Consider the following 22,903-nt stretch of genomic DNA (forward strand, 5'->3'; position numbering starts at 1 on the left):
ACTCTACTCCCCTATGTCACGAATGCCCTGCGTCACGGTTGCCTGGTAGCAGCCCGTTGGCAATATTCTGAGAGGCTGCTTGGGAAAATCAGTCAACACGTGCCTATGGGTGGTGGGGTTGATGCGTCTTTCGCTGCGTACCGACTACGCTTTCCGTGTGTTGATCCACTTGGCGTGTAATCCTGATTCGCGTGTTACCGTCAGGAACATCACTGAGTTGCATGGAATTTCGCACAATCATCTTGTGAAAGTTGTACAACACCTGTGTCATGCCGGGATCGTACAAGGTACCCGGGGAGGTACTGGTGGCATCCGTCTGGCTGTGTCTGCCAGAAACATCAACGTCGGTCATATTATGCGGCTCATGGAAACTGAAAAAGAATCCCCTGGTGCCTGTCACTCATCTGGCAATAACCAGTGTATACTGGGCAATGCTTGTCAGTTTCGCCATCTCATAGTACAGGCCGTTGATGCATTTATGGCATTTTCCGATGGGATGAGCTTACTGGATCTCACTAGTGGTTCAGGATAATGTGTTTGCTCACTTTTCCATCCTGGCATGATGCCTCCCTCAAACACTTGATAGAACATTTGAAGCCGTCGATGAAAAAAATATCACTGTAGTCATAGTGAATCTCGTGTGAAGTAAGATTCATATAATCTTCAGGTGAAAAGTTCACTTTGTTGCGGGTAATATAATGATAGCGGACGTTATTATTATTACGGTGTTGAAAGATTTTTACCAAAGTACGGACGGCTTCTAGGCTCGGGACACATAGCCAGAACATGACGGTTGCGGTGAGACAGATGGCTGAGAAGAAGACGGTCGGGCATCTGTTGTAGCGGGTTGCAACCCGCCGCCAGCCCTTGAGCCTTCCGAATATGATCTCGATGCGATTGCGGCGTTTATATTTTCTCTTGTCGTATCTGACCGGTTTTCCGCGAGATTTCTGTCCTGAAATGCAGGGCTTTTATACCTTTTGCTTCCAGGGCGTCCCTGAACCAGTCGGCGTCATCCCCGCGATCTCCCGGCATCCATTGTGCTTCAGGAAGACTATCCAGCAGGGCAGCGGCATCGGTATAATCGCTTATCTGTCCCGCAGTCATGAAAAAGCTCAGCGGTCGCCCACTCTGGTCGGTGATCGCATGCAGCTTCGTGTTTATGCCCCTCTGGTGCGGCCGATCAAGCGACCTGGATCCCCTTTTTTAGCCGCACGCTCGAAGCCGTGCGGTGTGCCTGGAGATACGTCGCATCAGTCATGATGGTCTGGGGCTCTGCCTTTCCGGCAGCCAGACCGTCCATCATCCGGGCGCAGATCCCCATGGCGCCCCAGCGCTTCCAAGTAACCGGCCGCTCTGGGCCGCCTTGATTATGCGGCCTGTCTGTGCAGTGTATTCACGGGTTTCCAGTTCCATGGCAACAGTTCGTGGAGCCGGTTGATCTTGTGCTCGTTGATACGGGCCAGGACGTCGGCGAGGTAATCGTGCGGATTAAGCCGGGAGAGTTTTGCGCTTTCGATAAGCGTCATGGCATCAGCGATGTTGTCGCCCCCGGTGTCGGATCCGGCAAAGAGATAATTTTTTCGCCCCACGCATACGGGCCGTATGGCGCGTTCGGCAGGATTGTTGTCGATGGCGACACGACCATCTTCGAGGAACAGGGTAAAGGCCTTCCACCGGTTGAGCGCATAACGGATCGCTTTTGCCAGTTCCCCCTTTCCAGGGATACGGGCAAGCTGTGTTTCGCACCATGCGTGGAATGCTGTGACACGGGGGCGGCTTTGTTCCTGTCGGACAGCCAGACGATACGGGGCCGGGTGTCCGGTGATCTGGCGCTCGATATCGTAGAGCTCTCCGATCTGTTCAAGTGCTTCCCTTGCGATTGTCGAATCACTGCCCTTCCAGACATCATGGAAGGCCCGGCGGAGATGAGCCCAGCAGGCCGCTTCGCGCACGTGCACGGTTCCTGTTGCGTCTGGTTTATACAGATCCCTGAACCCGGCGTAGGCGTCAGCCTGCAGAATGCCCCGGAACTGTGCCAGATGGGTCTGGGGATTGATCCCCTTGCGATCGGGAGAGAACCAGTAGGCCACGGCGGGCGGATCACTCCCTCCCCATGGGCGGGGATCGCGCAGATAGCTCCAGATCCGCCCTTCCTTCACGCCCCGGGGTTTGCCAGCCTGACGCAGACGGGGGTCAAGAACCTGGATGGGTGTATCATCAGCATGTAGCAGGTCTGCCTTTACGACATCCTGACGGATCAGATCTGTCAGAGGACGCAGAACGGCAACGGCCTGACCACACCAGTCGATCAGGGTTGAACGGGGAATGTCCACACCCTGACGGGCAAAGATCTCATTCTGACGATAAAGCGGAATGTGGTCATCGAATTTCGAGACCAGGATATGGGCTAAAAGCCCGGTGCCAGCCATCCCCCGTGGGACAGGGCGCGACGGTGCTTCAGGCTGCACCAGTGTTTCGCAGTGACGGCAGGATTTCTTCAGCCGTGCCGTTTCGACAACTTTCAGTTTTGCCGCAATAAAGTCCAGTATTTCGGTGACATCTTCGCCTACAAGACGCAGGGGACCGCCACAGGCAGGACAGGCCTCACCTGGGTCGAGAACAATACGCTCCCGTGGTGTCGTGTCAGAAACCTTTGGTTTGCCACGCTGCCGTGGGGGAGAGAGTGCATCATCGCTGACATCATGCTCCCTGATATCAGGAGAAGGATCGGCTGCCGCGATGGCGATTTTTACATCTTCAAGGAGCAGTTCGAGTTGTTCAATCTCACGGTCTATCTTTTCTGAACTGGCCCCGAATTTCTGTTTCTGAAGACGTGCGATCCGGATTTTGAGAGACTGGACAAGAGCTTCATACGCACGGGCTGACGCAGAAAGCCGAGCCACTTCGGTCTGCAGGGAAACAATCATTTCCCTCAGGGTATCCGGATCATCAGGCAGGACCGCAGGTGCAGACGTCATTATGAAAAAATAGCAGAAAACCTAAGAAAATTCAAAATGTTCTGCACTCTCACGCCATAAAAATCAGGCCACGCGAGACGGTGGTGCAGACCAGGAAGGGCGTCTCCACTCCATGCCTTCCCACAGCATGGCCATCTGTGCTGTCGTCAGGCGTGCAACGCCCTCTGCCGGAGACGGCCATGGAAAACGTCCCTTCTCAAGCACCTTGTAATAAAGACAGAACCCCTGACCGTCCCACATCAGAAGCTTGATCCTGTCCCCACGGCGACCACGAAAGGCAAAGAGCGCCCCTGATGTCGGGTTCTGACGCAGCACGTCCTGTGCCAGTGCTGCCAGACCCGATATGCCCTTGCGCATATCGGTCACCCCGCAGGCCAGATAGACACGCACGCCGTTGCCCACGCCAATCATGCCGTCTCCGCAATCCGGATGACCCGGGCCAGAAGATCTTCGGCAGGATGTCCCGTCACCCTGATACTACGGCCATTGCGCAGCACTATGGCCAGTTCGTCAGGATCACCGCCAGATGCCACAGCAGGTGTCGTCACTGAAGCAACAGGAACAAACGCCACAGACTGATCTGGGGAAGATAGTCTTTGACGGAATGACGTCCGCCATTGGTAAAGATGTTGGCGGGTCAGGTCATGTCGACGTGCCACATCCGATACACTTGCTCCATCCACACCAACTTCAGCCAGTATCGCCAGCTTCCGTTCATCCGACCAGCGGCGGCGGCGTTCAACGCCAATCAGGATTTCCTGGGTCATTCTTACCTCTCAAATGACGTCAATAACGACGTCGTTAACGACGTCGTTAACGACGGTAAGTTACCAGTCACAATCCTCAATCATAAGGCGGCCTCAAACGGCCGGTTACGCTTCCAACGGTTTTAGAGCGTCTTATGTGGACCGTATTCCCGGGGCGCATCGCGCCAGCGCAAGCCGTTCCGATTGACAAAAATGATGCCGCTCAGCATTCGGCGGTCATCAACGCAGGCTCTACCATGGCTCTTAAAGAAAAAGGGCCGCAGACGCTCCATTTGTTCGTCCGGCAGCCAAAACAGGTCGCTCATCTCCAGTCTCCTCACAGAGCCTGAATCAGATTCCCGCACTTAAATCAATGGGTTGTTATCATAGGGGATGAAGCCAGTCTGGAAAGCACTCGGGGGCTCAACTCGCGTTCATCACCATTTTCCCATTCGACCGCGAAAGTGTGTTGTCGCCATGACACGGACGCTGCGGCTTCATGGGCTACGTGGGCGAAATGCACCGTGACATTTGCCTGCCGCGCTAACTGACTACTGGCGGAGATCACCATCATGACACCCGCCACGACCATGGCGGCATGACCAATATGGTGAAACAAGCGATCATGCAGGTGCGGCAACAGGTACTTCATGATTATTGATGACAGAACCGCCGCCGCAGCAACAGCGATACCCGCAATGCTGGCCCGGGTATTCAACAGGCCGAACTCAGCGTAGAGAGCGATCTTGAGCACATGCAGCATGATTTCGTTGGCCGCGCGGGTTGCGACGATTTCTTCCTTCCGCAGACCAAGTCGATAATAAAACCCATTGAACACCAGGCCGACCGCTCCGGTAAAACCGGAAATGAAGCCGGCGGTAGCACCCAGTACGTGCAGTTCGATAGCGTGGGGCGTTTTCACAGTGACCTGGGGTGCAGGCTTGCGAAAGAGAAGGGGAAGATTCCCCATCAGGAATACGCCAAGAAGCAGCGACAGATAGGCTGGCTCCATACGGCTCAATGCCCATGCGCCCAGGGCGGCGAAGGGCAACGCGGTGGGCGCAAAATGCCGGACGATGTCCCACCGGATCGCCTGCCAGAACGAGATGATGCGCGTCGCCGAACTGGCAACTGTCCCGATCGACAGGGCGGCTGGCACCTGAGTGCCAGGCAGCACCAGCCCCAGCAGGGGCATTAGGAGCAGCCCGGCACCGCCTCCCGACACGGCGCTCAGGCCAAATGCCGCGGCTGATGCAACCAGAATCAGGGACCAGAGCAGCATGGTTTGTATGAATCCCGATTTGGATCCCTGCTCGCCGGGACCGTTGCAGGCGGCCACATCGCATGGGCGCGCGGCATCATTATTTCTGGCGAAAGCTCACGGGGATGTCAGCTTACAATGCCCCAATCTTCAGTCGTATTTGCACATCTCTAACCAGCCAGGAGGTCTGCTGTCTATGAGGCCGTGAAGGCTAGAGCTCTATGGGTAATTTAACGATACACCTTACGCCAGGGTTGTTGTGAGACAAGACGATCGTGCCCCGGTGCAGTTGTACTACGGCTTTCACCATGGTAAGCCCTAGCCCGTTACCGTCATGCGTACGGCTTGTATCAAGACGGACAAAGCGGTCGAATACCCGAAGCATGGCTTCGTCCGGAATGCCTGGACCATTATCGGCTATTTCTATCGTGATGGTCTTGTCCGAAAGCATTATGGTCGCTGTGATGGTGGTCTGGTCAGGCGTATGGCGTACGGCATTCTCGATCAGGTTGGAGAATGCCTGCCGTAAAAGGACTGGATGACCGGTGACGGTAGGGCAGGCGGGAATGATTTCGGTTTCCAGGCGCTGTCCATTGTCTTCGATAACGGAGCGATACGGTTCTAGAACTGATTCCAGAAGTCGTGCGGGATCGAGGGGTTCCATTTCGTTGTTCCATGCCCCGGACTCAAGTTGCGCCAGCTTGAGCAGCGAGGAAAATATTTCCAATGCGGCATCCAGATCCTCGATTGCACACTCGACCTGCTCATGCATGGTATCGGAAGGTCCATGTGCCCCAATGGCGCGCTCAAGATTCTGGCGCATACGCGCCAGCGGGCGGCGCATGTCGTGCGCGATGTCATTGGAGACCTGTTTCAGACTTGCAATCAGGTATTCATTCTGGTCGAGCATCGCATTGAGGCTCTCCGAGAGATGATCAAGCTCATCATCCGTGCCACGTAGCGGGATGCGGCGAGACATATCGCCCTGCATGATGCTCCGTGCCGTCCTGCTTATCGTCTCGATCCATTTCAGGATCAGGTTGCTCAGGAAAAGGCCGCCCGCTACCCCTATCAGACCAAATCCTGCAATGCCCCACAGGATCGTTGTCCATAATGCGCGTTGGAGATGCGTCAGGGGCGAGGCATCCATGCCCACGAAGTAATAGCCGCCGTCATCAAGGCGATAACCTATTCCATAAACGATATCCTGGTTGATTTCTTTCGGCAGGCGATGGGACCATGCCAGCCAGCGTTCGCCCGGCACTGGTCGCAGATGCAGCATGTTGCCTGCGACAATGACCTGTCCGGAGTCCTGAAGCAAATAATGGAAACCGGGTTCATGTTCGATCAGTCCTTGCACAACTGGCAGGAGATGACGGACATCCGCAACACCAGCATCTGCAAATGTCTCATGGCTCTCGTTCTCCACTTCCCGGCGGATCTGCTGGCGCATGGTTGACTGGCTGTAAAGGCCTGACGTTATAGTCATGACCATGCCGCCCAATATAAAAAGACCGGCGAACAACGTGACGATACGAAACGACGTCGTGGCGATGATACGTCGTGTCTCCACATTTCGGCGTCGGGATATCCTATTCCACGACATCATTGGACATATTTATCATGTAGCGACATCCTCTCAGGATATGGATGACCGGACAAGATCCACCCGTCCCCGATCATGACAGGTCCGGTTGGCATAGGCTCCAGCCCTGTGGCCTGACTTTACCCTCAATGGTCTTTCCGCGTTAACCCCTTTGCCTTGTCCTGTCCGGAGAGAACTTACCGTCTTTTATTTTTTATATGCCTGCGCGTACGTAGTATTTGTTTTAATACCGTATAAAATATAATACATATACATCCACATTTATGATATGTATCACATGAAATATTGATATTATTTATTCTGTATTCAATTTGGAGACATGGTCGATACATTAAAAAATGCCAATAATTGTCTATCCATCGTCATGGATGGTGTCATGTAACAATGATTCTGATAACCTGATCAAGAACTCAGTCTCGCTGGGCGGGACATTAAATTTGTTGATTGGCCTGCTTCATGACGCTGGTAACACGCCCCCGCCTGCTTTTGGTTGAAGATGACCACGCAACTACGGATTACGTGCGGCAGGGACTGGAGGAAAGCGGAATTGACGTGGTTTGTGTCGCTAACGGGACCGATGGATCGCAGCATGCCCTGTCGCAAACGTGGGATATCGTCATTCTGGATCGCATGCTGCCTGGTCTGGATGGACTGACAATTCTCATGCGCATGCGCTCTTATGCCATCATGACGCCAGTCCTGTTCCTGACGACGATGGATGGCGTACCAAGCCGTGTCGCCGGTCTGCGGCATGGTGCGGATGATTACATGATCAAGCCATTTGCATTACGCGAGTTGGTCGCGCGCGTGCAGGTACTGCTTCGTCGATCATCTTCCTTCCAGCATACAACAATAATGAATGTGGCTGACGTTGAACTCAATCTGCTGACGCTTGCAGTGACACGGAATGGCGAAAAGGTTCTTCTGCAGCCTCAGGAACTAAAACTTCTGGAATATTTCATGAGGAATGCAGGCACGGTGCTTTCCCGGCAAATGTTGCTGAAGGATGTCTGGCATATGGATTTCCCGGTTCGTACGAACATCGTCGAAACGCATATTTGTCGTCTGCGGGAAAAACTGGGGCAGGACGGCCAACCTCTGATCCACACCGTCAGGGGTAGCGGTTATGTCATGAGTGCGTGACTCCCTGGCGGTATAGGATGATCTTGCATGCATGCCCGGTTCGGTCATCCTGGATGAGATGGGTACGCAAGCAGGATGACCATGGCGTGTGGGCAAATGCCTTTCGGTCCGACATCGTAGTCGGCCATTAACGATCGCAGCGACAACGGAATAGAGATCACTGCGCATATAATTCGCGTCCCGCAGGAGAAGCGGGGTTCCCATAGCCGCCTTGGGAAAGTCTTCAAGGAAGTTGATGCCCACTATCTATTGCCGGGATAGCATTATCCCACAGACCCATTTCTATGTAATATTATATTGTTTTTGTCACGATATAAATGAAATACAAGTCGCATGCAGAGCACTGAAACGACAGCCTTTGATAGCACAATGACAAGAAGTACATTCACGATATCATTCCATTCGTTCAATATACAGAAATATTTAATACATTATGTCTGTACCCCGAATATCCGGCCGATGGCAGCCGTCACGGCCATCGCTACGATGCCCCAGAATATGACCCGCATTGCCGGACGCCATGGTGAGGCCCCACCTGCACGCGCACCCACGACTCCCAACACCGCCAGACCAATCAGGGATACAGCGGATACACTCCACGAGACCACGCTGGCTGGCGACAGCAGGGCTGCCAGCACGGGCAGTATGGCACCGGAAGAGAATGCGCTAGCCGATGCAAAGGCGGCCTGTACCGGGCGCGCCGCAGTCGCGTCCGAAATGCCGAGTTCATCGCGGGCGTGCGCCCCCAGTGCATCATGCTTCATGAGCTGAAGGGCAACCTTGCGTGACAGAATATCATCCAGGCCACGCTGACGGTATATCCCGGCCAGTTCGCTCACTTCAGCGTCCCAGCTACTGCCAAGCTCCTTTTTTTCGCGGGCGAGGTCAGCCTTCTCAGAATCCGCCTGCGAGCTAACGGACACATATTCCCCTGCGGCCATGGACATGGCCCCGGCAGCCAGACTGGAAATTCCAGCCAGCAGGATGCTCCCCTGTGTCGCATGGGCGCTGGCGACACCAATGATCAGGCTGGATGTTGACAGGATACCATCATTCGCCCCCAGAACAGCGGCCCGCAGCCAGCCCAGACGGGAGGTCGCGTGGATTTCTTTGGGGCGCAGCGGTATTTTACTTTCCATATTCATCGGATACATTCCCTGTCAGCAGCATTCTCTGAAAAACATTGTCCCGGAGAATGAAGTAATGAAAACACGCGGCCAGCGCATGACCCGTGGCAAGCACGATGATCAGCCAGCCATTCCACTGGTGCAGCCAGTGCAGAATGCCGACTGTCGATGTCGGAAACCTGCCAAAGGGCGGCATGATCTGGATGGACAGGAAACTCATGGCCTGCCCATTGCCCCATCGCCACAGATATCCCAGGAGGATTTCCAGCAGGACTAAACCATACAGGCTGTACTCCACGCAGCGCGCCAGCATGGCATCAAGCCAGCGATCGGCGGCGCGGATCTGCCGTCCCCAGCCTAGTCGCCATAGCAGGCGTGCGGGAAACAGAACGCTCAGTACCATGCCTGCCGTCAGGTGGGTCACCACCAGTTGATGGTGTAGCGGGTTCCGGAACAGGCCCCATAAATTCGCGGTTGCGAACTGCAGTATGATAATGGCCGTGCATCCCCAGTGGAAAATGATTGTTGGTGCGTCATAACGTGCTGGGGAAAGGCCAGATTTGTATTTCATCCGAACGATCATATCACTCAAACATGACGCGAACCTGAACGATTGGCCGCCTTGCCGATACCTGCGGTCCGTTGGTGTTCAGACTGTAAAAAAAGAATGGAGATGGTAAACCCACGACGACACCGGCAGCGAGCAAGGAACCTGTATCCAGATAACTGTGTGGCGCCCGTGACCTAATGACATCGCAGAATATGTGCAAGCTACGGCCATTTTCGGTAAACCGGATCGCAAATGTGATGGACTGAGCTTGTTTCCCCGTTATGGAATGGCACGCTTCCCCTGTGCGATCCGGTTCGCCAGATCGCCCCATAGGCGTGCTGTTGCAAGGTTGATGTCTGCCTTTACCGAAAAAGGAGACTGGGTGCGTGAGAAAGGAGAGAGGGACATCCGTTCGCCGATAACGAAATGCCCTTGTGAAAACAGCATGATGGACAGCGATCCCTGCTGGCCCTGCCCGATGGGGCGCATGACGGCAATACGCATATGGGGCGGCGGTATCGCAATGGTATGGAAAGCGCGTAGTTCTGCATCCCCCGAAGGACAGGCTACGCTCTCCAGCACCGCATCACGCAGGACGGAATGGGGATATCCGCCATACGTGCCGTCGACATGCAGCCGGATACCCTGTTCCACTGTCTCGCAAATACCGTTTGTTTCTGTTTCTGTTTCTGTTTCTGTTTCGGCGCGCGCCACACAGCCGGATATGCTGACTATCATCAGGATTGCCAATCCGTAATGCACTATCGATCTCATAATATTTGTCCGGCCTCCTGGCACCTGACCCTGGCCATGCCATCATGCCGATGCTCGCTGTTCTTGTAACACGCAGACATGACGTGAACCTGAACACGGAAAATAAGGTCACGGGGGAGACGCTGCTAGCAAGAGATCAGCCGTTATGAGCAATGGTAGGGCGGCCAATCCTTGTAGCAGGCAGCATGGTACTCAGTATTACCATGCATGCCGGCGATCATTTTGTGCAGGCAGCCAAAGTGAAAAGTCTGAATTGTTTTCCATAGAAGCGGCAGCCGCGATAATTTATTTTCCGCTATGTGTTTTCGTCCATCGCCAAAGCAGAATAGACACCTTTTTATGACCTTCAGGCATATTTTTTAAAAATAATAAATTAAATTACGAGAACGATATAATATCACAATTCTCTTTTATTCACATTGTGTCTTTAACAAAAACATCATGTTGTGGAAAGAAGACCGGGTATATGATATCTGTCTGGATTACGACCTTTTTTACGATAATATGAGAAACATTTGCGACCGTGCGAACTGACATCACGCAGGATTCCGGCGGTTTGCGTTACCCGATTGTCCCGGCGTGTATGTGAGGGAATTTTCTTCTGGGGCATCGGCGGTTTCATCTCCGTTGCGGGGCAGGCCCAGACCGCCATTGCGGGTGGGCAGGCCCATCTGGGCGCCAGTACACCTTTCTTGGCCCAGATTGACCCGGCGACCGTGCGTGATTCCTGGCAAGCAGGCGCAATCACGACCAGCCACAGCCAAGATACGCCGTCTGCCGATGGGAGCCTGCTGGGGAATATGGGGGGACTGCGTCCATGGCTGGCCCGCTACGGCCTGACGCTGAGCATTCAGGACGTCAACGAGTTATGGGGTAACGCCACGGGCGGGATCGGCAGTACCAATGGCGATGGCAAGGGATCGGGCACGGGTCCTTCCTATATCGGCATTACCATGCCGACCCTGATGGCGGATCTGGAAAGGATGATCGGGCTTAAAGGCGCGACAATCAACATCAGTGCCCTGCAGATCCGGGGACGTGCCGTCACTCAGGACCATCTGGGCAATTTCAACCCCATCAGCGGATTTGAGGCGGATCGCTCCACCCGCCTGTTTGAACTTTGGTACCAGCAGTCCTTTCTCAGGGGCGCGCTGGACGTCAAGATCGGCCAGCAGGATCTCGATACGGAATTCCTGATCAGCGATTACGCGTCCCTGTACCTCAACGCCAATTTCGGATGGCCAATGGGTCCTTCGGTCAACCTTTATGCTGGCGGTCCTTCATGGCCGCTTGCAGCTCCCGCAATCCGGTTGCGCTACCGACCCGGTGAAAAATACACATTCATGTTCGCGGCGGCGGATGACAATCCGTCGGGTAATCAGGATAGCAGTGTCTTTGGCGTGACCGGAAACCCGGCGGACCCCACCAGCCAGACCATAAGGGATGGAAGTGGCACGCAGTTCAATATGGGAACCGGCGCGCTACTGATTACCGAAATTCAGTATGCCTTCAATCCTCAATCTGGCGACAGTGGACGCGCGGCCAGTCATCCGGGCCTGTCAGGCGTTTATAAACTTGGAGGCTATTATGATACGGCACGATTTCCGGATTATCGATATAACACACAGGGACTGTCTCTTGGCGCGGATGGTGGTACACCCCGCTGGGATCGGGGAAACTGGCTGATTTACGGGATAATCGACCAGTTGATCTGGCGTCCGTCGCCTGATGCATCACGCGCACTTGGCCTGTTTGTCCGGGCGACGGGTAATAGTGGTGATCGCAATATCATAAGCTTCGCCATTGATGCCGGCCTTAACCTGAAGGCGCCCTTTTCAGGCAGGACGAATGATACACTTGGTCTGGGCTGGGGTATCGGTCGCGTCACATCAGGCGTGCGTGCCTATGATCGCGCGCGCGGTGCCCTGGTGCAGGGAAACGAAAATCATTTTGAACTGACCTATCAGGCCCAGATCACACCATGGATGGTCGTGCAGCCCGATTTCCAATATGTCCTGAACCCCTCGGGCGGCACGGGAGATCCATCCTGTCCGACGCACCGGATTGGTAATGAATCCGTATTCGGGTTGCATACCAATGTGAATTTCTAGCTGAACCTGGAATGAAAAGGCGAGACAACACAGTCTGGTCGGATCTTTTCAAAAAAACCTTGTACAGAGTGGTTCAGAATGTTACGCTGCTATGCAGACCGAAGATGGCTTCGTCATGCACATGCTGCCCTTTATTATCGAGAACACCACCACTGGGCGATATGATGCCCTGAATATCAGGCTGAAGCATGAACCATGGCGTGATTGGGATCTGATAGGTCAACTCCAGATGATATTCGGTGCCCTGCATGGGCAGGCCAGAACGCCGGTCCGCCTGGGCAAGATAGGGACTAGCCGCCCCCAGGCCCGCACCAAACCCCGCCATGTCGCCTGCACGTCCAAAACGGCCCCTTCAGGGACAACCCAGCATCTGCGGCATAGACGATCTGGTTGCGGTCGGTGTCCGCTGTCCAGTTCCCCCGAATGAAAGCGTCAAGCTCCGTTATTCGCCCGAAATGCTGCAGCGTCTGATCCGCAATGGCGTAGACGGCCCAGTTGGTTTTATGGTTTTTTCTGAGATCGGACTGGTCGGGAAAGCGTCCGGTATCAAAGTAACCGCCAAGTTTATATGTGCCCTGCCTTCCGTACAGGGTCCGCCGGTACTGGACCTCCCCGAAGAAAAGAGCGCCCGTGCGGAAACTGAAGCGCGTGCCACCGGGGTCGCGGTTTTGGTTCCACAGGTCCTTCGCGTTGATGAAGGGGCCGCCCACAGGATTGTCATCGGCTGCCGCGAACAGGAAATTCCAGTGTGGGGACAGGGTATAGCGCAACCGTATCGCAGGCGTGGCCACGGGGGAGACGGGGCCTTGGTCATACAGGTCATTATCGGGCATGATGGGCCAGGAAAAGGACGCGTTGAGGAAGTTCAGCCCGACGCTGCTGACCATGAAGTCATGCCCGAGATCCAGCTTGCCAATCCGGAAGGCCAGGCGTTCTCCCATGAATTTCTGGCTGTACCACAGTTCATATAGCCGCCCGTTATCATCCGCTTCGATATTCGATGTCTGGTTGAAAACATACAGGGGCGTATTACTGAATGGTCGCCCACGGATTTCCATGGCGCTGATGTCAAATGTACCCAGTGGCAGGCCCGTCAGGGTGTGCAGATTCGTCACCATTTCAACCGCGGCGGACCCGATGTAGTTGCTGGATGCCTGCGCGCCCCCCACCGGGTTGGACCAGAATTCATTGGTATCCGATATACGGATATCAATTCCCTGTGCCAGCAGCCAGTTCCGTATTCCGCCCCAGTTGCCGGACAGATGGGTGCGCGGGTCAATATGGTCGGGAATATTCTGCTGTGGCGTAACGCCCGCGCTCAGCACGCTTACGGGAACAGGCTGGGCATATGCAAAAGAGCAGGTTTTCAATAATATGATTGTATGTAACCATATATGATGATTATGCCAGATGCGCCTCATTTTTCGAAAAAATATCGTATAATAAAATCTAAAACAAATTATTTATTGAACAATTCTTTTCATTAATTCAATATATATTTTGATAAGTGGAATAGCTTCGTTATGTCGGAATTTATACGAAATGCGCTTTAACAGGCAATGCATATTAGCGCCTTTATTGTACATCATGCATACTCCTTCATCTTCCCTTAACACGGTTTAGGCTGGCACGAGTTCTGCCTTGACATGACGTACAACGGGCGGCACATGCCAGCGGCCCTGTTCCACATCCGCGATCTCGCGGTCGATCTCGGCAATGACCTGGCGTGAAAACGGGCCAAGATGCAGGTAAAGCGCGCTTGTCATCACCACATAGGGCAGCGCGCGCGGGTTATGCAGGGCGCAGTCCAGCATCATGCGCCAGAACTGCCCGGCCGTTCCCGGCCCCGCACGGTGGATGCGGAACATGAGCCGGACAAAGCTGCGCAAATCACCCTTTATCATCCGGTGCGTGCGCTTGCGCCCGAGCATCCGGCCCAGCCTGCGCACGCGGCCGAAATAGGCGACTGGGTCATAGATGGCCGCAAGCACCGTCCTGTAATCGTTCAGCACGTCGCGACGCGGGCGTTTTGTCTCGAAATTCAGCCCCGCCGTGCATTGGTCGCCCGACTGCGTCTGTTCACTGCCGGAAAAAAGGCGGCCCTCCGCCAGCAGGCGCCGCGTCAGCTGCGTCGTGGGTAGGGCGTAAAGCAGGCCGACCATGCAGACTGGGATGGACGTATCCTCGATACAGTCGATCATGCCCTGGGCGACACTGCCCTTTTCGCTGTCGAAACCCACGATGAAGCCCGCATTGACGAAAATCCCGGCCTTGTGGATTGTCTCGATGCTCTGCTGCAGGCTGCGCCGCGTGTTCTGCTTTTTCTGCATCAGCACGAGGGAGTCTGTATCCGGGCTTTCGATGCCGACGAATATGGCGAAGAAATTGGTATCGGCCAGGCTGCGCAGCAGGTCGGCATCATCGGCAAGGTTGATCGATGCCTCGGTCGAGAACTCGAATGGAAAGTTCTTCTCGTTCTGCCAGCGTTTCAGGTCGGACAGGAATTTCTTGAGCGCCTTCTTGTTGCCAATCAGGTTGTCATCGACAAAATCCACATGTCCGCGATAGCCAAGCGCGTACAGGGCATCGAGTTCGGCCATGACCTGCGCATTGGTCTTGGTGCGCGGCACTCGGCCATAGAGTTCAATGATGTCGCAGAACTCGCAACTGAACGGACACCCACGCGAGAACTGGATGCCAACATGCAGGTACTGGTCCAGCTTCAGCAGGTCGAAGCGGGGCAGTGGGCTTTTCGTGACATCGGTCTTGCCCATCGGCGCTTCGAATACGCCTTCGCGCGCTCCCTTGCGCCAGGCGGCGATGAAATCAAGCATGATTTCCTCGGCTTCGCCCAGAACCTGAAAATTGGCGGCGCTGTAAAGCGATGGGCTAGAGGTCACGTCGGGGCCACCCACCACCACCGGCTTGCCGCGCGCGCGGCAGGTCTCGATGATGTGCAGCGCATCATTGCGCTGCGGCAGCATGCCGCCGGTCATGACCATGTCGGCCCAGTCGTAATCGGCATCCACAAGGTCTTCGGTATTGCGGTTGACCAACCGGACTTCCCAGTCCCGGGGCAGGAGGGCTGCGACCGTGACCAGACCAAGGGGGGCCGCCGGATAGCGTGCGCCCGCAAGATCGCAGGCTTCCTTGTAGTTCCAGAATGAATTGGCGTTGAAAAGCGGGAAGATCATCAGGACCTTGCAGGTTTCGGTCATCATGCAAGGATCCATTGCTGCAAGGACTGGTCATGATCAAGACAGATGCCTTCCCGTCCATTTCGAGACGTGGCAGCCTCAGGCAGGGCGCAACTCGACTGTAAGGGTGACATGGGGTGAACCCCTTTCGTAGTGGTGTCGGTCAGGTGGGCCGGTACAATATCGGTGACCGCCACTATTGCTTTTATCCTGGTAATCTCGAACGACCGTGGCCAACGGCATGAGCAGGCTATGATGCCCAGGCACATCAAGGCGGTATAGGAAGATCGCTATATGCGAAATCAGGACACGGTGTTTGTCTTCACGTCAGGAGGGTGTTGACCACAAGAACCTTGGTAGTTTCTTGTGGATCGTGACGGATTTTACTGTTTATGGAGGTTTTCAATTGGAAAGATTCCATAACGCTATGTTCATGACAAAGTATTTCTTTTTGTTTTTACAAGAGCTTTGATAAAGCGACAAGATGGTCGCACGAAGATTGGGGTTTATTAATCCAGATCACAGGATCACGGATACGGTAAGCCTGAAGTGTTGCCGCTTTGGCGTTGGCTGGAGCGTAGCAGGCTTACGGCCCCGCAGCATGGCCGCCATCCGCAATCACCACGTCGAACGGTTCCGTCCCGTCCCGGCCTCACCGCGCTTCAGGCGGGCGATGGTCCTGCCTGCGCTCGCTATAGCGATCAACGAGGTAATCGGCCCGGTCCCGCAGCAGCCATGTGAACTTCATCAGTTCCTCCATGACATCCACCATGCGGTCATAGAGCGGGGAGGGCTTCATCCGGTCATCATCACCGAATTGCGTATAGGCCATCGGCACGCTGGACTGGTTGGGGATGGTGAACATCCGCATCCATCGGCCCAGAACCCGCAGGGCATTGACGGAATTGAAGCTTTGCGATCCGCCTGAGACCTGCATCACCGCCAGCGTGCGGCCCTGCGTCGGACGGATCGAGCCTTCGGACAGTGGCAACCAGTCGATCTGGTTTTTGAACACAGCGGTTATGTTACCGTGCCGTTCGGGGCTGCACCAGACCTGGCCTTCCGACCAGAGCGAGAGTGCGCGCAGTTCCTGCACCTTCGGATGGGTGGCAGGTACGGAATCCGCCACCGGCAGGCCGGTCGGGTCGAATATCCGCGTTTCCGCGCCGAGGGCTTTCAGGATGCGCTCCGCCTCCAGCACCAGCAGGCGGCTGAACGAGCGTGGTCGCAGCGAGCCATAGAGCAGCAGGATGCGGGGCGGATGGTCAACCCGTGGGTGTGGCTCAAGCCGCGCGAGGTCAACCCGTTCGAGATATTCCGGATGCAGGGCGGGCAGGTCAGGTGCGGTCATGGAGCGGTTCCCTTCATGCGTTACGGGTGGCTGACCCGGGGCAGCCACAGGGCCAGCGCGATGAGCGTGGCCAGCAGGACCGGCGGGGTGATGGCCAGCCCGACCTTCATGTATTGCCCCCACGTGACCCGATGATTCTTGGATGCCAGCACATGCAGCCACAGCAGTGTTGCGAGACTACCAATGGGCGTGAATTTCGGCCCGAGGTCGCAGCCGATGACGTTGGCATAGATCATCAGGTCGCGTGTCAGCGGCGTGATGTCGTGAGCCTGCTGGATCGCCAGCGCCCCGACCAGCACACTCGGCATATTGTTCATGATGGACGACAGAACAGCCGCCAGAAAGCCGGTGCCGATGGTGGCCGTGAACGTCCCTTGATGACCGAGCCAGACCAGTGCGGTCGCAAGATAGTCGGTCAGCCCGGCATTGCGCAGCCCATAGACCACCAGATACATGCCTAGGGAGAAGATCACGATCTGCCACGGGGCACCCCGCAGCACCATGCGAACAGAGATCACCCGGCCATATCCGGCGACGAGCAGCAGGATTGCGGCGGCCAGGCAGGCTACGACACAGACCGGGATATGAAACGGCGCGGTCAGGAAATAGGCCGCCAGAACCAGGGCTAGCAGCGGAAATGCCGCTCGGAATACATGAGGGTCACGAATGGCCGTGGCAGGTGCGGGCAGTTCGGCGACGGGATAGGTCGCAGGCACCTGCCGCCGGTACCACAGCCACAAGACGGCCAGCGTTGCACCAAGTGCTACCAGATCGACAGGGACCATGATCGTGGCATAGCGATCGAACGCAATGCCAAAGAAATTGGCGCTGACGATGTTCACCAGATTGGAGATGACCAGCGGCAGGCTGGTGGTGTCCGCGACGAAGCCGGTCGCTATGATGAAGGCCAGGGCTGCAGTATGGCTCAGGCGGAGTTGAGTGAGGATGGCGATGACAATGGGCGTGAGCAGCAGGGCCGCGCCGTCATTGGCGAAAACCGCTGCAATGACCGCTCCCAGCACCACGATCAGCGGGAAGAGCGTCCGGCCTCGCCCTTTGCCCCAGCGCACCACATGCAGGGCGGCCCAATGGAAGAACCCGGCCTCATCCAGCAGCAGCGAGATGACGATCAGGGCGATGAAGGTAAAGGTCGCATCCCAGACGATGTGCCACACGACAGGAATATCGTGCCAGTGGATCACGCCCGCTGCCAGCGCCATGGCGGCGCCTGCCATGGCACTCCAGCCGATGCCCAGCCCTCGGGGCTGCCAGATGACAAAAACCAGCGTGGCAACGAAAATCAGAAGCGCCAGCATCAAACGATCCGCTTGCCGGATTTATCGATGATCTTCTCGCCGTCCTCCTTGATGAAAGCGCCCCGCTGCGGGTTGGGCAGGATGTCCAGCACCCGCTCGGACGGGCGGCAGAGCGCCGCACCCAGCGGAGTGACGACGATCGGCCGGTTCATCAGGATGGGGTGTGCGATCATGGCGTCGATCAGCGCATCATCCGTCAGGGCCGGATTATCGAGGCCGAGTTCGTGAAAGGGCGTGCCCTTTTCCCGCAGGACCGAGCGCACCGGAACGCCCATACGGGCGATCAGACTGACCAGTTCCGCACGGCTTGGTGGGGTTTTCAGATATTCGATGATGCAGGGGGCCTCGCCGCTGTTGCGGATCAGTGCCAGCACGTTGCGCGACGTGCCGCAGGCCGGGTTGTGATAGATCGTGATGGTCATGAGCAGGATTCCGGGGACGGACAGCAGGAGGACAGGGTCGCGATCAGGGGCGCACAGAGTTCGGGACTGCCCGCGCAGCAATCCTTGACGAGGAAAAGCATCAGCTCGCGCAGGCGAGAAAGACAGGCGCGATAGACGATCTGCCGACTGTGGCGTTGCGCGCTCAGCAGGCCGGCACGTGTCAGGATCGCCAGGTGGGTCGAGATCGTGTTCTGCGGCATATCAAGATGGCGAGCGACATCTCCGGCGGGCAGGCCGTCCGGTTCATGGCGCACAAGCAGGCGGAAGATAGCCAGCCGCGTGGACTGGGACAGGGCGCTGAGCGCGGCAAGGGCCGATTCCATATCCATATATCTTTGATTGTGGATATATAAAATAATGTCAATCCCTGTCCTGGCGCGGGGGGGGGGCGTACGTTCATGCATAAGCCATGAGAGCCTGTGTTCCTTACCCTGCTTGCCGATGGAGGCACCATGATAGATCGATTTCCGGCCGCCATCCTGTCAGCCTGCCTGATCCTGACTAGTGCGACGGCCCGTGCGGATCCGCCATGGGGGCATGGCGGTCATGACCGTCGTGGCGGGGAGCGTGGCCATGGCCATATGAGGGACTGGCGAAGGGGGGAGTATTATGTCAACTGGCGGTCGCGGCAGTGGCGGGGCCGTGACTGGCGGCGCTACCATGGCCTGTGGGCACCGCCATCAGGCTATTACTGGATGCAGTCCGGAGCGCAGTACCTGCTTGTGGCGGCGGTAACCGGACTGATCGCGGGCGTGGTTGCTGCCACTACAGGCGTGGCGATGCCTGTACCGGTCGTGCCTGCTTACCCGACGGCGCCCTATCCGGCTGCACCAGCTTATACGCCACCTTATTGAATGGGCCGTTGATCGTGAATGACCTGTAGCCGACCTCGAACCCCTTCGTCCCTTGCGTGGCGACCGCGTCGGCGCCCTTTCCCAGCCGCTGGAGTTCGGCTACCGGGTCGCCCGCAAGCGCACCCACCGCCATGTCGCCGCCACGGCTGAAGAATGGCGCGAATTCCTTCAGCACAAGGAATATCTCGCGGTCATGGGCGCCAGGATTATCCTTCGGCTCGATATAGACCAGCCCGACCTGCCCGGTATAGGTACCACGGTTGAGATCGCCCCCGGCCATGCCAATGCACCAGTTCCGGCGTATCGGTATCATTGAAGATGTCGATCACGCTGAGCCTGCCTTCCTCAAGCCGCAGCAGGGGGCCGGGAAACTGGCCATTATAAAGCGTGGTTGAAATGATGCGCCCGGGGGCAAGTTCGACCTGTCCCGTGGCGATCCGCAGCGTATGGTCCGCTTTTCCACCCATGACGGGGCCAGCGCCACGGCCCCGGCGCGGGGGCAGGCCGTCCTGTCGCCGGGACCTGTCCATAAATGGACCGTAGCCCGGGCCATGCACACCGGCGCGATGCCGGTCGCCATGTCCGGCGAGGATATAATATTTCCTCATATCGAGAAATTCAGATATGGGAAAAGGCCCGGGACTGGACGCAACGTGGCTGATGTCTTCGCGCGAACGGGCAGGGATGGCTGTTCAGGAGGATGGATGACTGTAGCGACAGATCAGGCCAGGCCCGTGGCGCTGGAGGTACTGGCCTTGCGCAGTGTCCATGGTGGCCCGTTTGCATTCACTGTCCCGGCGGGGGCGTACGTGGCGATCACCGGGTCATCAGGCAGCGGGAAGTCGGTACTGCTGCGCATGATCGCGGATCTTGACCCGCATGAAGGCGATGCACGCATCGATGGACAGGCCTGCTCGGGCATGCCTGCGGCGCAGTGGCGCCGCTTGGTGCAATATGTCCCGGCGGAACCCGCGTGGTGGTCCGATATCGTGCTGGACCACATGGTGGATACGGACGCGGTGCGCGCGCTGGTCGCGCGCCTTGGCCTGCGGGAAGACTGCCTGCGCTCGCCGCTGTCACGCCTGTCCACGGGGGAACGCCAGCGGCTGTCCCTGATCCGCGCCCTGCTGCTGCATCCCCGTGTCCTGCTGCTTGATGAACCCTGTTCGGCGCTGGATGCCGCCACGACGGACAGGGTTGAAGCCGTTCTTCAGGAGGCAAGGGCGCAGGGGACGGCCATTGTCCTGGTCTCGCACGACATGGGGCAGGCGGGGCGCATGGCCGGGACGCGGTTCCGGATGGCACGGGGACACATGGAAGAAATCGCGCCATGACACCCATAGTGCTGACGACCGGGGACATGCTGGTGGCCGCTGCCCTGATCGCCATCGGCAGCGCGCTTTCGTTCCTGCTGTCGCTGGGGTTGCAGCGGGTGCTGCTGGTTTCCGCCGTGCGCATGGCGGTACAGCTTGCGCTTGTCGGCAGTGTGCTTTTGTTCGTGTTTGGTCATGCCTCCGTGTGGCTGACCATCGGGCTGCTGGCCTTCATGTTCACCGCCGCCGCCCGGGAAGCCGGGTCACGCCAGCAGGTCCGCCTTGGTCTGTGGTGGCATTTCGGGATCGCGGGTGCCTCCACGGTAACAGGGACGGTCATCGTGGTGCTGATCGGGCTGTTGACCGGCCTCCAGCCCCACCCGTGGTATGTGGCCCGCACGGCCATTCCCCTGACGGGCCTGCTGCTGGGCAATGTCATGAATGCAACAAGCCTGTCGATGAATACACTCCTGTCCGCCATCACGCGCGAACGGCAGGCCATCGAGGCGCGGATCATTCTCGGCGCGACCCGCGCGCAGGCAATGAACGGCCTGATTCGCCAGGCCATCCGGACGGCCCTGCTGCCGACGCCGAACCAGATGGCGGCCGCCGGGATCATTACCATGCCCGGAATCATGACAGGGCAGATCCTGGCGGGGATGAACCCCTTGGCAGCCTCAAGGTACCAGGTCCTGCTGATGTCACTTATCGTCAGTGGCAACCTGATCGGCGCGACAGCCGCGGCCTACCTGGCAGCCTGGCGGCTGACGGACAGCCGGGGGAGGCTGCGGCTGGAACGCCTGCTTTGCCGATTGCGGAAAGACTGAGGCCGTGGTCGCATCGGCTACATGGAAATCGGGGGAACTGATGCGGTCCCGACAGTCCCGGCCGATTTGCCGCCCCCTTTCGGGTTTTCGTCACAGGGACAGGCTATTGGCCGACGTGCCCGGAGACGGCGGTATCACATGTCGTGGCATGACAGTGCCGATCAGGGCCATGCAGGCGCAGGGCCGGGTTCCAGATCATGATCCGGGGCAACCCATATGAACTAATTGGACGAAGGATAGCGCCGCATCAGCCTGAGTTGCCGCCACCATGCCCTGGCAAGCGCCATGGCGCTGATCGGGACCGCGCCATCGGCCCGCATCCGGGCCGCCAGCGCGAACAGGGCGTCCTGCTTGGCGAACACGCCACGATAGGCATCCCGCAGGCGCAGCGTCGGGTCCCAGAACTGGATGGCTTCGGAACCGGCGCCATTGATTTCGATAATCCGGAACTCTCCGCGTTGCAGGGCCGCCTCGCTGCCAAAACGTACGTCCAGGCGACCGAAATGGAAGCCGTTCATGGAGCGGGCTATGGCATCGACGCGTCCTTCAAGGGCGGGGGTATTCAGCCGCATGGCGTTCTCATAGCGGCCGCCCACCCGCAGGGAGGCGACCGTGCCAAGGATGACGCGTTCGCCACGCGGCGGAACATGGTCAATCCCTCTGGTGGAGAGGGCGCGCCGGTAATGCCCGATCCGCGAACACAGCCGTGGGTCCGCGGCCATCAGGGCCGCGATGGAACGCACGCCGTCGCCCGTGACCTGTGGGGAATGACGGATGGCGAGACCGATAAGGCGGCCATGGGCTTCGGTCGGGCCACGGTAGTAGAACAGCCCGGCCTCAAGGGGGCCGGGCACGAATTCCTGCAAGAGGAAGCTGGCGTCGGGGGGAAAGGCCGCAATGTAGGCCATTAGCCCATCCACGGTATCGATCCGTCGCACGCCATGGCCGCACCAGCCGATATCGGGCTTGGCAACCAGCGGGTAGCCCAGTGTCCGCGCCATGGACGCTGCCGCCGGGATGTCAGCGGGAGAGACGAGGACGGTGCGGGCGACCCATAACGCGTGCTCCGGGCTGATCCGGGCTAGGCAGGCGGCTTTTGATTCGCCAGCCAGTCCCCCGGTCTCGATCGCCGGGTTGACGACCGATGGCAGCGTCAGGCTGCGGTAGCGCAGCCCCAGCCATAGCCACTGCAGGACAAGGGGTATACACAATACCGGCTTCGGGAGCCGTTCCATCGCGCCAAAGCCGTTGCTGGCATGGTGGGAACAGGCGTCATTCGTGCTGCGTTGGGGCTTCATCATGG

At 57.4% G+C, this 22,903-nt stretch carries 20 protein-coding genes and 4 pseudogenes; 6 read left to right on the plus strand and 18 right to left on the minus strand.

Annotation, left to right across the window (positions count from 1 at the left end; translation table 11 throughout):
• Positions 1–121 precede the first annotated feature (121 nt).
• Positions 122–532, plus strand: a complete 411-nt coding sequence (locus GLX_RS17620) for an RrF2 family transcriptional regulator (RefSeq protein ID WP_023524219.1) — start codon at positions 122–124, stop codon at positions 530–532.
• A 244-nt stretch (positions 533–776) separates the two neighbouring features.
• Here GLX_RS17620 and GLX_RS15045 read toward each other — a convergent pair.
• The 7 genes and pseudogenes from GLX_RS15045 to GLX_RS15080 all read right to left on the minus strand — a co-directional run.
• Positions 777–1,342 (minus strand): annotated as a pseudogene (locus GLX_RS15045) (IS5 family transposase); the annotation flags it as partial.
• A 28-nt stretch (positions 1,343–1,370) separates the two neighbouring features.
• The gene (gene tnpC, locus GLX_RS15055) at positions 1,371–2,981 is read right to left on the minus strand and encodes an IS66 family transposase (RefSeq protein WP_007397838.1); all 1,611 of its coding nucleotides are present in this window, start codon (positions 2,979–2,981) and stop codon (positions 1,371–1,373) included.
• A gap of 63 nt (positions 2,982–3,044) precedes the next feature.
• Positions 3,045–3,392: an IS66 family insertion sequence element accessory protein TnpB gene (tnpB, locus tag GLX_RS15060; protein WP_010510701.1), complete on the minus strand. Its 348-nt coding sequence runs from the start codon at positions 3,390–3,392 to the stop codon at positions 3,045–3,047.
• On the minus strand, positions 3,389–3,748 hold the full coding sequence (gene tnpA / locus GLX_RS15065) for an IS66-like element accessory protein TnpA (protein WP_007400224.1): 360 nt from the start codon (positions 3,746–3,748) through the stop codon (positions 3,389–3,391). Before tnpA ends, tnpB begins: the two co-directional genes overlap by 4 nt.
• A 125-nt stretch (positions 3,749–3,873) precedes the next feature.
• Positions 3,874–4,053, minus strand: a pseudogene (locus GLX_RS15070) (transposase); the annotation flags it as partial.
• A 44-nt stretch (positions 4,054–4,097) separates the two neighbouring features.
• Positions 4,098–5,009, minus strand: a complete 912-nt coding sequence (locus GLX_RS15075; protein ID WP_014106856.1) for a sulfite exporter TauE/SafE family protein — start codon at positions 5,007–5,009, stop codon at positions 4,098–4,100.
• A 190-nt stretch (positions 5,010–5,199) separates the two neighbouring features.
• Positions 5,200–6,597 carry a sensor histidine kinase gene (locus GLX_RS15080; RefSeq protein ID WP_014106857.1) on the minus strand — a complete coding sequence of 466 codons (1,398 nt, stop codon included), beginning with the start codon at positions 6,595–6,597 and terminating at the stop codon, positions 5,200–5,202.
• Positions 6,598–7,050: 453 nt separating this feature from the next.
• Here GLX_RS15080 and GLX_RS15085 point away from each other — a divergent pair, with 453 nt between their 5' ends.
• Positions 7,051–7,737 (plus strand): response regulator transcription factor, encoded by a 687-nt coding sequence (locus GLX_RS15085; protein ID WP_007396728.1) that lies wholly within the window; start codon positions 7,051–7,053, stop codon positions 7,735–7,737.
• Between the two features lie 431 nt (positions 7,738–8,168).
• On the opposite strand, the gene GLX_RS15090 is transcribed toward GLX_RS15085, so the two are convergent.
• From GLX_RS15090 to GLX_RS15100, 3 genes are all read right to left on the minus strand, one after another.
• On the minus strand, positions 8,169–8,876 hold the full coding sequence (locus tag GLX_RS15090) for a VIT1/CCC1 transporter family protein (protein WP_007396730.1): 708 nt from the start codon (positions 8,874–8,876) through the stop codon (positions 8,169–8,171).
• A complete protein-coding gene (locus tag GLX_RS15095) occupies positions 8,866–9,447 on the minus strand; it encodes a cytochrome b (RefSeq protein ID WP_007396731.1) in 582 nt (193 codons plus the stop codon). Before GLX_RS15095 ends, GLX_RS15090 begins: the two co-directional genes overlap by 11 nt.
• A gap of 246 nt (positions 9,448–9,693) precedes the next feature.
• Positions 9,694–10,188: a hypothetical protein gene (locus tag GLX_RS15100; protein ID WP_014106858.1), complete on the minus strand. Its 495-nt coding sequence runs from the start codon at positions 10,186–10,188 to the stop codon at positions 9,694–9,696.
• Positions 10,189–10,757: 569 nt separating this feature from the next.
• Between GLX_RS15100 and GLX_RS15105 the strand changes: the two genes are divergently transcribed.
• Positions 10,758–12,299 carry a carbohydrate porin gene (locus GLX_RS15105; RefSeq protein WP_023524216.1) on the plus strand — a complete coding sequence of 514 codons (1,542 nt, stop codon included), beginning with the start codon at positions 10,758–10,760 and terminating at the stop codon, positions 12,297–12,299.
• 73 nt (positions 12,300–12,372) lie between these two features.
• Here the strand turns inward: GLX_RS15105 and GLX_RS15110 are convergent.
• The 6 genes and pseudogenes from GLX_RS15110 to GLX_RS15135 form a co-directional block, all read right to left on the minus strand.
• Positions 12,373–13,720, minus strand: a pseudogene (locus tag GLX_RS15110) (carbohydrate porin).
• A gap of 198 nt (positions 13,721–13,918) precedes the next feature.
• Entirely contained in the window at positions 13,919–15,520 is a 1,602-nt protein-coding gene (locus GLX_RS15115; RefSeq protein ID WP_010509921.1) for a B12-binding domain-containing radical SAM protein, read from the minus strand.
• 628 nt (positions 15,521–16,148) lie between these two features.
• Positions 16,149–16,847, minus strand: a complete 699-nt coding sequence (gene arsH / locus GLX_RS15120) for an arsenical resistance protein ArsH (RefSeq protein WP_007396744.1) — start codon at positions 16,845–16,847, stop codon at positions 16,149–16,151.
• 20 nt (positions 16,848–16,867) lie between these two features.
• Positions 16,868–18,163 carry an arsenic transporter gene (locus tag GLX_RS15125; RefSeq protein WP_010509914.1) on the minus strand — a complete coding sequence of 432 codons (1,296 nt, stop codon included), beginning with the start codon at positions 18,161–18,163 and terminating at the stop codon, positions 16,868–16,870.
• The gene (arsC, locus tag GLX_RS15130; RefSeq protein WP_014106862.1) at positions 18,163–18,585 is read right to left on the minus strand and encodes an arsenate reductase (glutaredoxin); all 423 of its coding nucleotides are present in this window, start codon (positions 18,583–18,585) and stop codon (positions 18,163–18,165) included. Before arsC ends, GLX_RS15125 begins: the two co-directional genes overlap by 1 nt.
• Positions 18,582–18,935, minus strand: a complete 354-nt coding sequence (locus GLX_RS15135; protein WP_014106863.1) for an ArsR/SmtB family transcription factor — start codon at positions 18,933–18,935, stop codon at positions 18,582–18,584. The genes arsC and GLX_RS15135 overlap by 4 nt, the downstream gene beginning before the upstream one ends.
• Before the next feature lie 123 nt (positions 18,936–19,058).
• On the opposite strand from GLX_RS15135, the gene GLX_RS17630 reads away from it, so the two are divergent.
• The gene (locus GLX_RS17630) at positions 19,059–19,460 is read left to right on the plus strand and encodes an RcnB family protein (RefSeq protein WP_023524214.1); all 402 of its coding nucleotides are present in this window, start codon (positions 19,059–19,061) and stop codon (positions 19,458–19,460) included.
• 4 nt (positions 19,461–19,464) lie between these two features.
• Here GLX_RS17630 and GLX_RS17635 read toward each other — a convergent pair.
• A pseudogene (locus GLX_RS17635) lies at positions 19,465–19,990 on the minus strand (multicopper oxidase domain-containing protein); the annotation flags it as partial.
• A 174-nt stretch (positions 19,991–20,164) separates the two neighbouring features.
• On the opposite strand from GLX_RS17635, the gene GLX_RS15145 reads away from it, so the two are divergent.
• Both GLX_RS15145 and GLX_RS15150 read left to right on the plus strand, forming a co-directional pair.
• Entirely contained in the window at positions 20,165–20,794 is a 630-nt protein-coding gene (locus GLX_RS15145) for an ABC transporter ATP-binding protein (RefSeq protein WP_014106866.1), read from the plus strand.
• A complete protein-coding gene (locus tag GLX_RS15150; protein ID WP_014106867.1) occupies positions 20,791–21,600 on the plus strand; it encodes an ABC transporter permease in 810 nt (269 codons plus the stop codon). Before GLX_RS15145 ends, GLX_RS15150 begins: the two co-directional genes overlap by 4 nt.
• Before the next feature lie 221 nt (positions 21,601–21,821).
• On the opposite strand, the gene GLX_RS15155 is transcribed toward GLX_RS15150, so the two are convergent.
• Positions 21,822–22,901, minus strand: a complete 1,080-nt coding sequence (locus GLX_RS15155) for an ATP-grasp domain-containing protein (protein WP_041247918.1) — start codon at positions 22,899–22,901, stop codon at positions 21,822–21,824.
• Positions 22,902–22,903 lie beyond the last annotated feature (2 nt).

This window comes from Komagataeibacter medellinensis NBRC 3288 (assembly GCF_000182745.2).
Lineage (GTDB): Bacteria > Pseudomonadota > Alphaproteobacteria > Acetobacterales > Acetobacteraceae > Komagataeibacter > Komagataeibacter medellinensis.

What these genes read in the sequence shown, in the direction of transcription:
- GLX_RS15090 (WP_007396730.1), bottom strand. Translation starts at nt 8,876, where the DNA reads ATGGAAAGTAAAATACCGCTGCGCCCCAAAGAAATCCACGCGACCTCC.
- GLX_RS15095 (WP_007396731.1), bottom strand. Translation starts at nt 9,447, where the DNA reads ATGATCGTTCGGATGAAATACAAATCTGGCCTTTCCCCAGCACGTTAT.
- arsH (WP_007396744.1), bottom strand. Translation starts at nt 16,847, where the DNA reads ATGACCGCACCTGACCTGCCCGCCCTGCATCCGGAATATCTCGAACGG.
- tnpA (WP_007400224.1), bottom strand. Translation starts at nt 3,748, where the DNA reads ATGACCCAGGAAATCCTGATTGGCGTTGAACGCCGCCGCCGCTGGTCG.
- GLX_RS15115 (WP_010509921.1), bottom strand. Translation starts at nt 15,520, where the DNA reads ATGATGACCGAAACCTGCAAGGTCCTGATGATCTTCCCGCTTTTCAAC.
- GLX_RS17620 (WP_023524219.1), top strand. Translation starts at nt 122, where the DNA reads ATGCGTCTTTCGCTGCGTACCGACTACGCTTTCCGTGTGTTGATCCAC.
- GLX_RS17630 (WP_023524214.1), top strand. Translation starts at nt 19,059, where the DNA reads ATGATAGATCGATTTCCGGCCGCCATCCTGTCAGCCTGCCTGATCCTG.
- GLX_RS15125 (WP_010509914.1), bottom strand. Translation starts at nt 18,163, where the DNA reads ATGCTGGCGCTTCTGATTTTCGTTGCCACGCTGGTTTTTGTCATCTGG.
- GLX_RS15085 (WP_007396728.1), top strand. Translation starts at nt 7,051, where the DNA reads ATGACGCTGGTAACACGCCCCCGCCTGCTTTTGGTTGAAGATGACCAC.
- GLX_RS15080 (WP_014106857.1), bottom strand. Translation starts at nt 6,597, where the DNA reads ATGATGTCGTGGAATAGGATATCCCGACGCCGAAATGTGGAGACACGA.
- GLX_RS15145 (WP_014106866.1), top strand. Translation starts at nt 20,165, where the DNA reads ATGACTGTAGCGACAGATCAGGCCAGGCCCGTGGCGCTGGAGGTACTG.
- tnpB (WP_010510701.1), bottom strand. Translation starts at nt 3,392, where the DNA reads ATGATTGGCGTGGGCAACGGCGTGCGTGTCTATCTGGCCTGCGGGGTG.
- GLX_RS15150 (WP_014106867.1), top strand. Translation starts at nt 20,791, where the DNA reads ATGACACCCATAGTGCTGACGACCGGGGACATGCTGGTGGCCGCTGCC.
- GLX_RS15100 (WP_014106858.1), bottom strand. Translation starts at nt 10,188, where the DNA reads ATGAGATCGATAGTGCATTACGGATTGGCAATCCTGATGATAGTCAGC.
- tnpC (WP_007397838.1), bottom strand. Translation starts at nt 2,981, where the DNA reads ATGACGTCTGCACCTGCGGTCCTGCCTGATGATCCGGATACCCTGAGG.
- GLX_RS15155 (WP_041247918.1), bottom strand. Translation starts at nt 22,901, where the DNA reads ATGATGAAGCCCCAACGCAGCACGAATGACGCCTGTTCCCACCATGCC.
- GLX_RS15075 (WP_014106856.1), bottom strand. Translation starts at nt 5,009, where the DNA reads ATGCTGCTCTGGTCCCTGATTCTGGTTGCATCAGCCGCGGCATTTGGC.
- arsC (WP_014106862.1), bottom strand. Translation starts at nt 18,585, where the DNA reads ATGACCATCACGATCTATCACAACCCGGCCTGCGGCACGTCGCGCAAC.
- GLX_RS15135 (WP_014106863.1), bottom strand. Translation starts at nt 18,935, where the DNA reads ATGGATATGGAATCGGCCCTTGCCGCGCTCAGCGCCCTGTCCCAGTCC.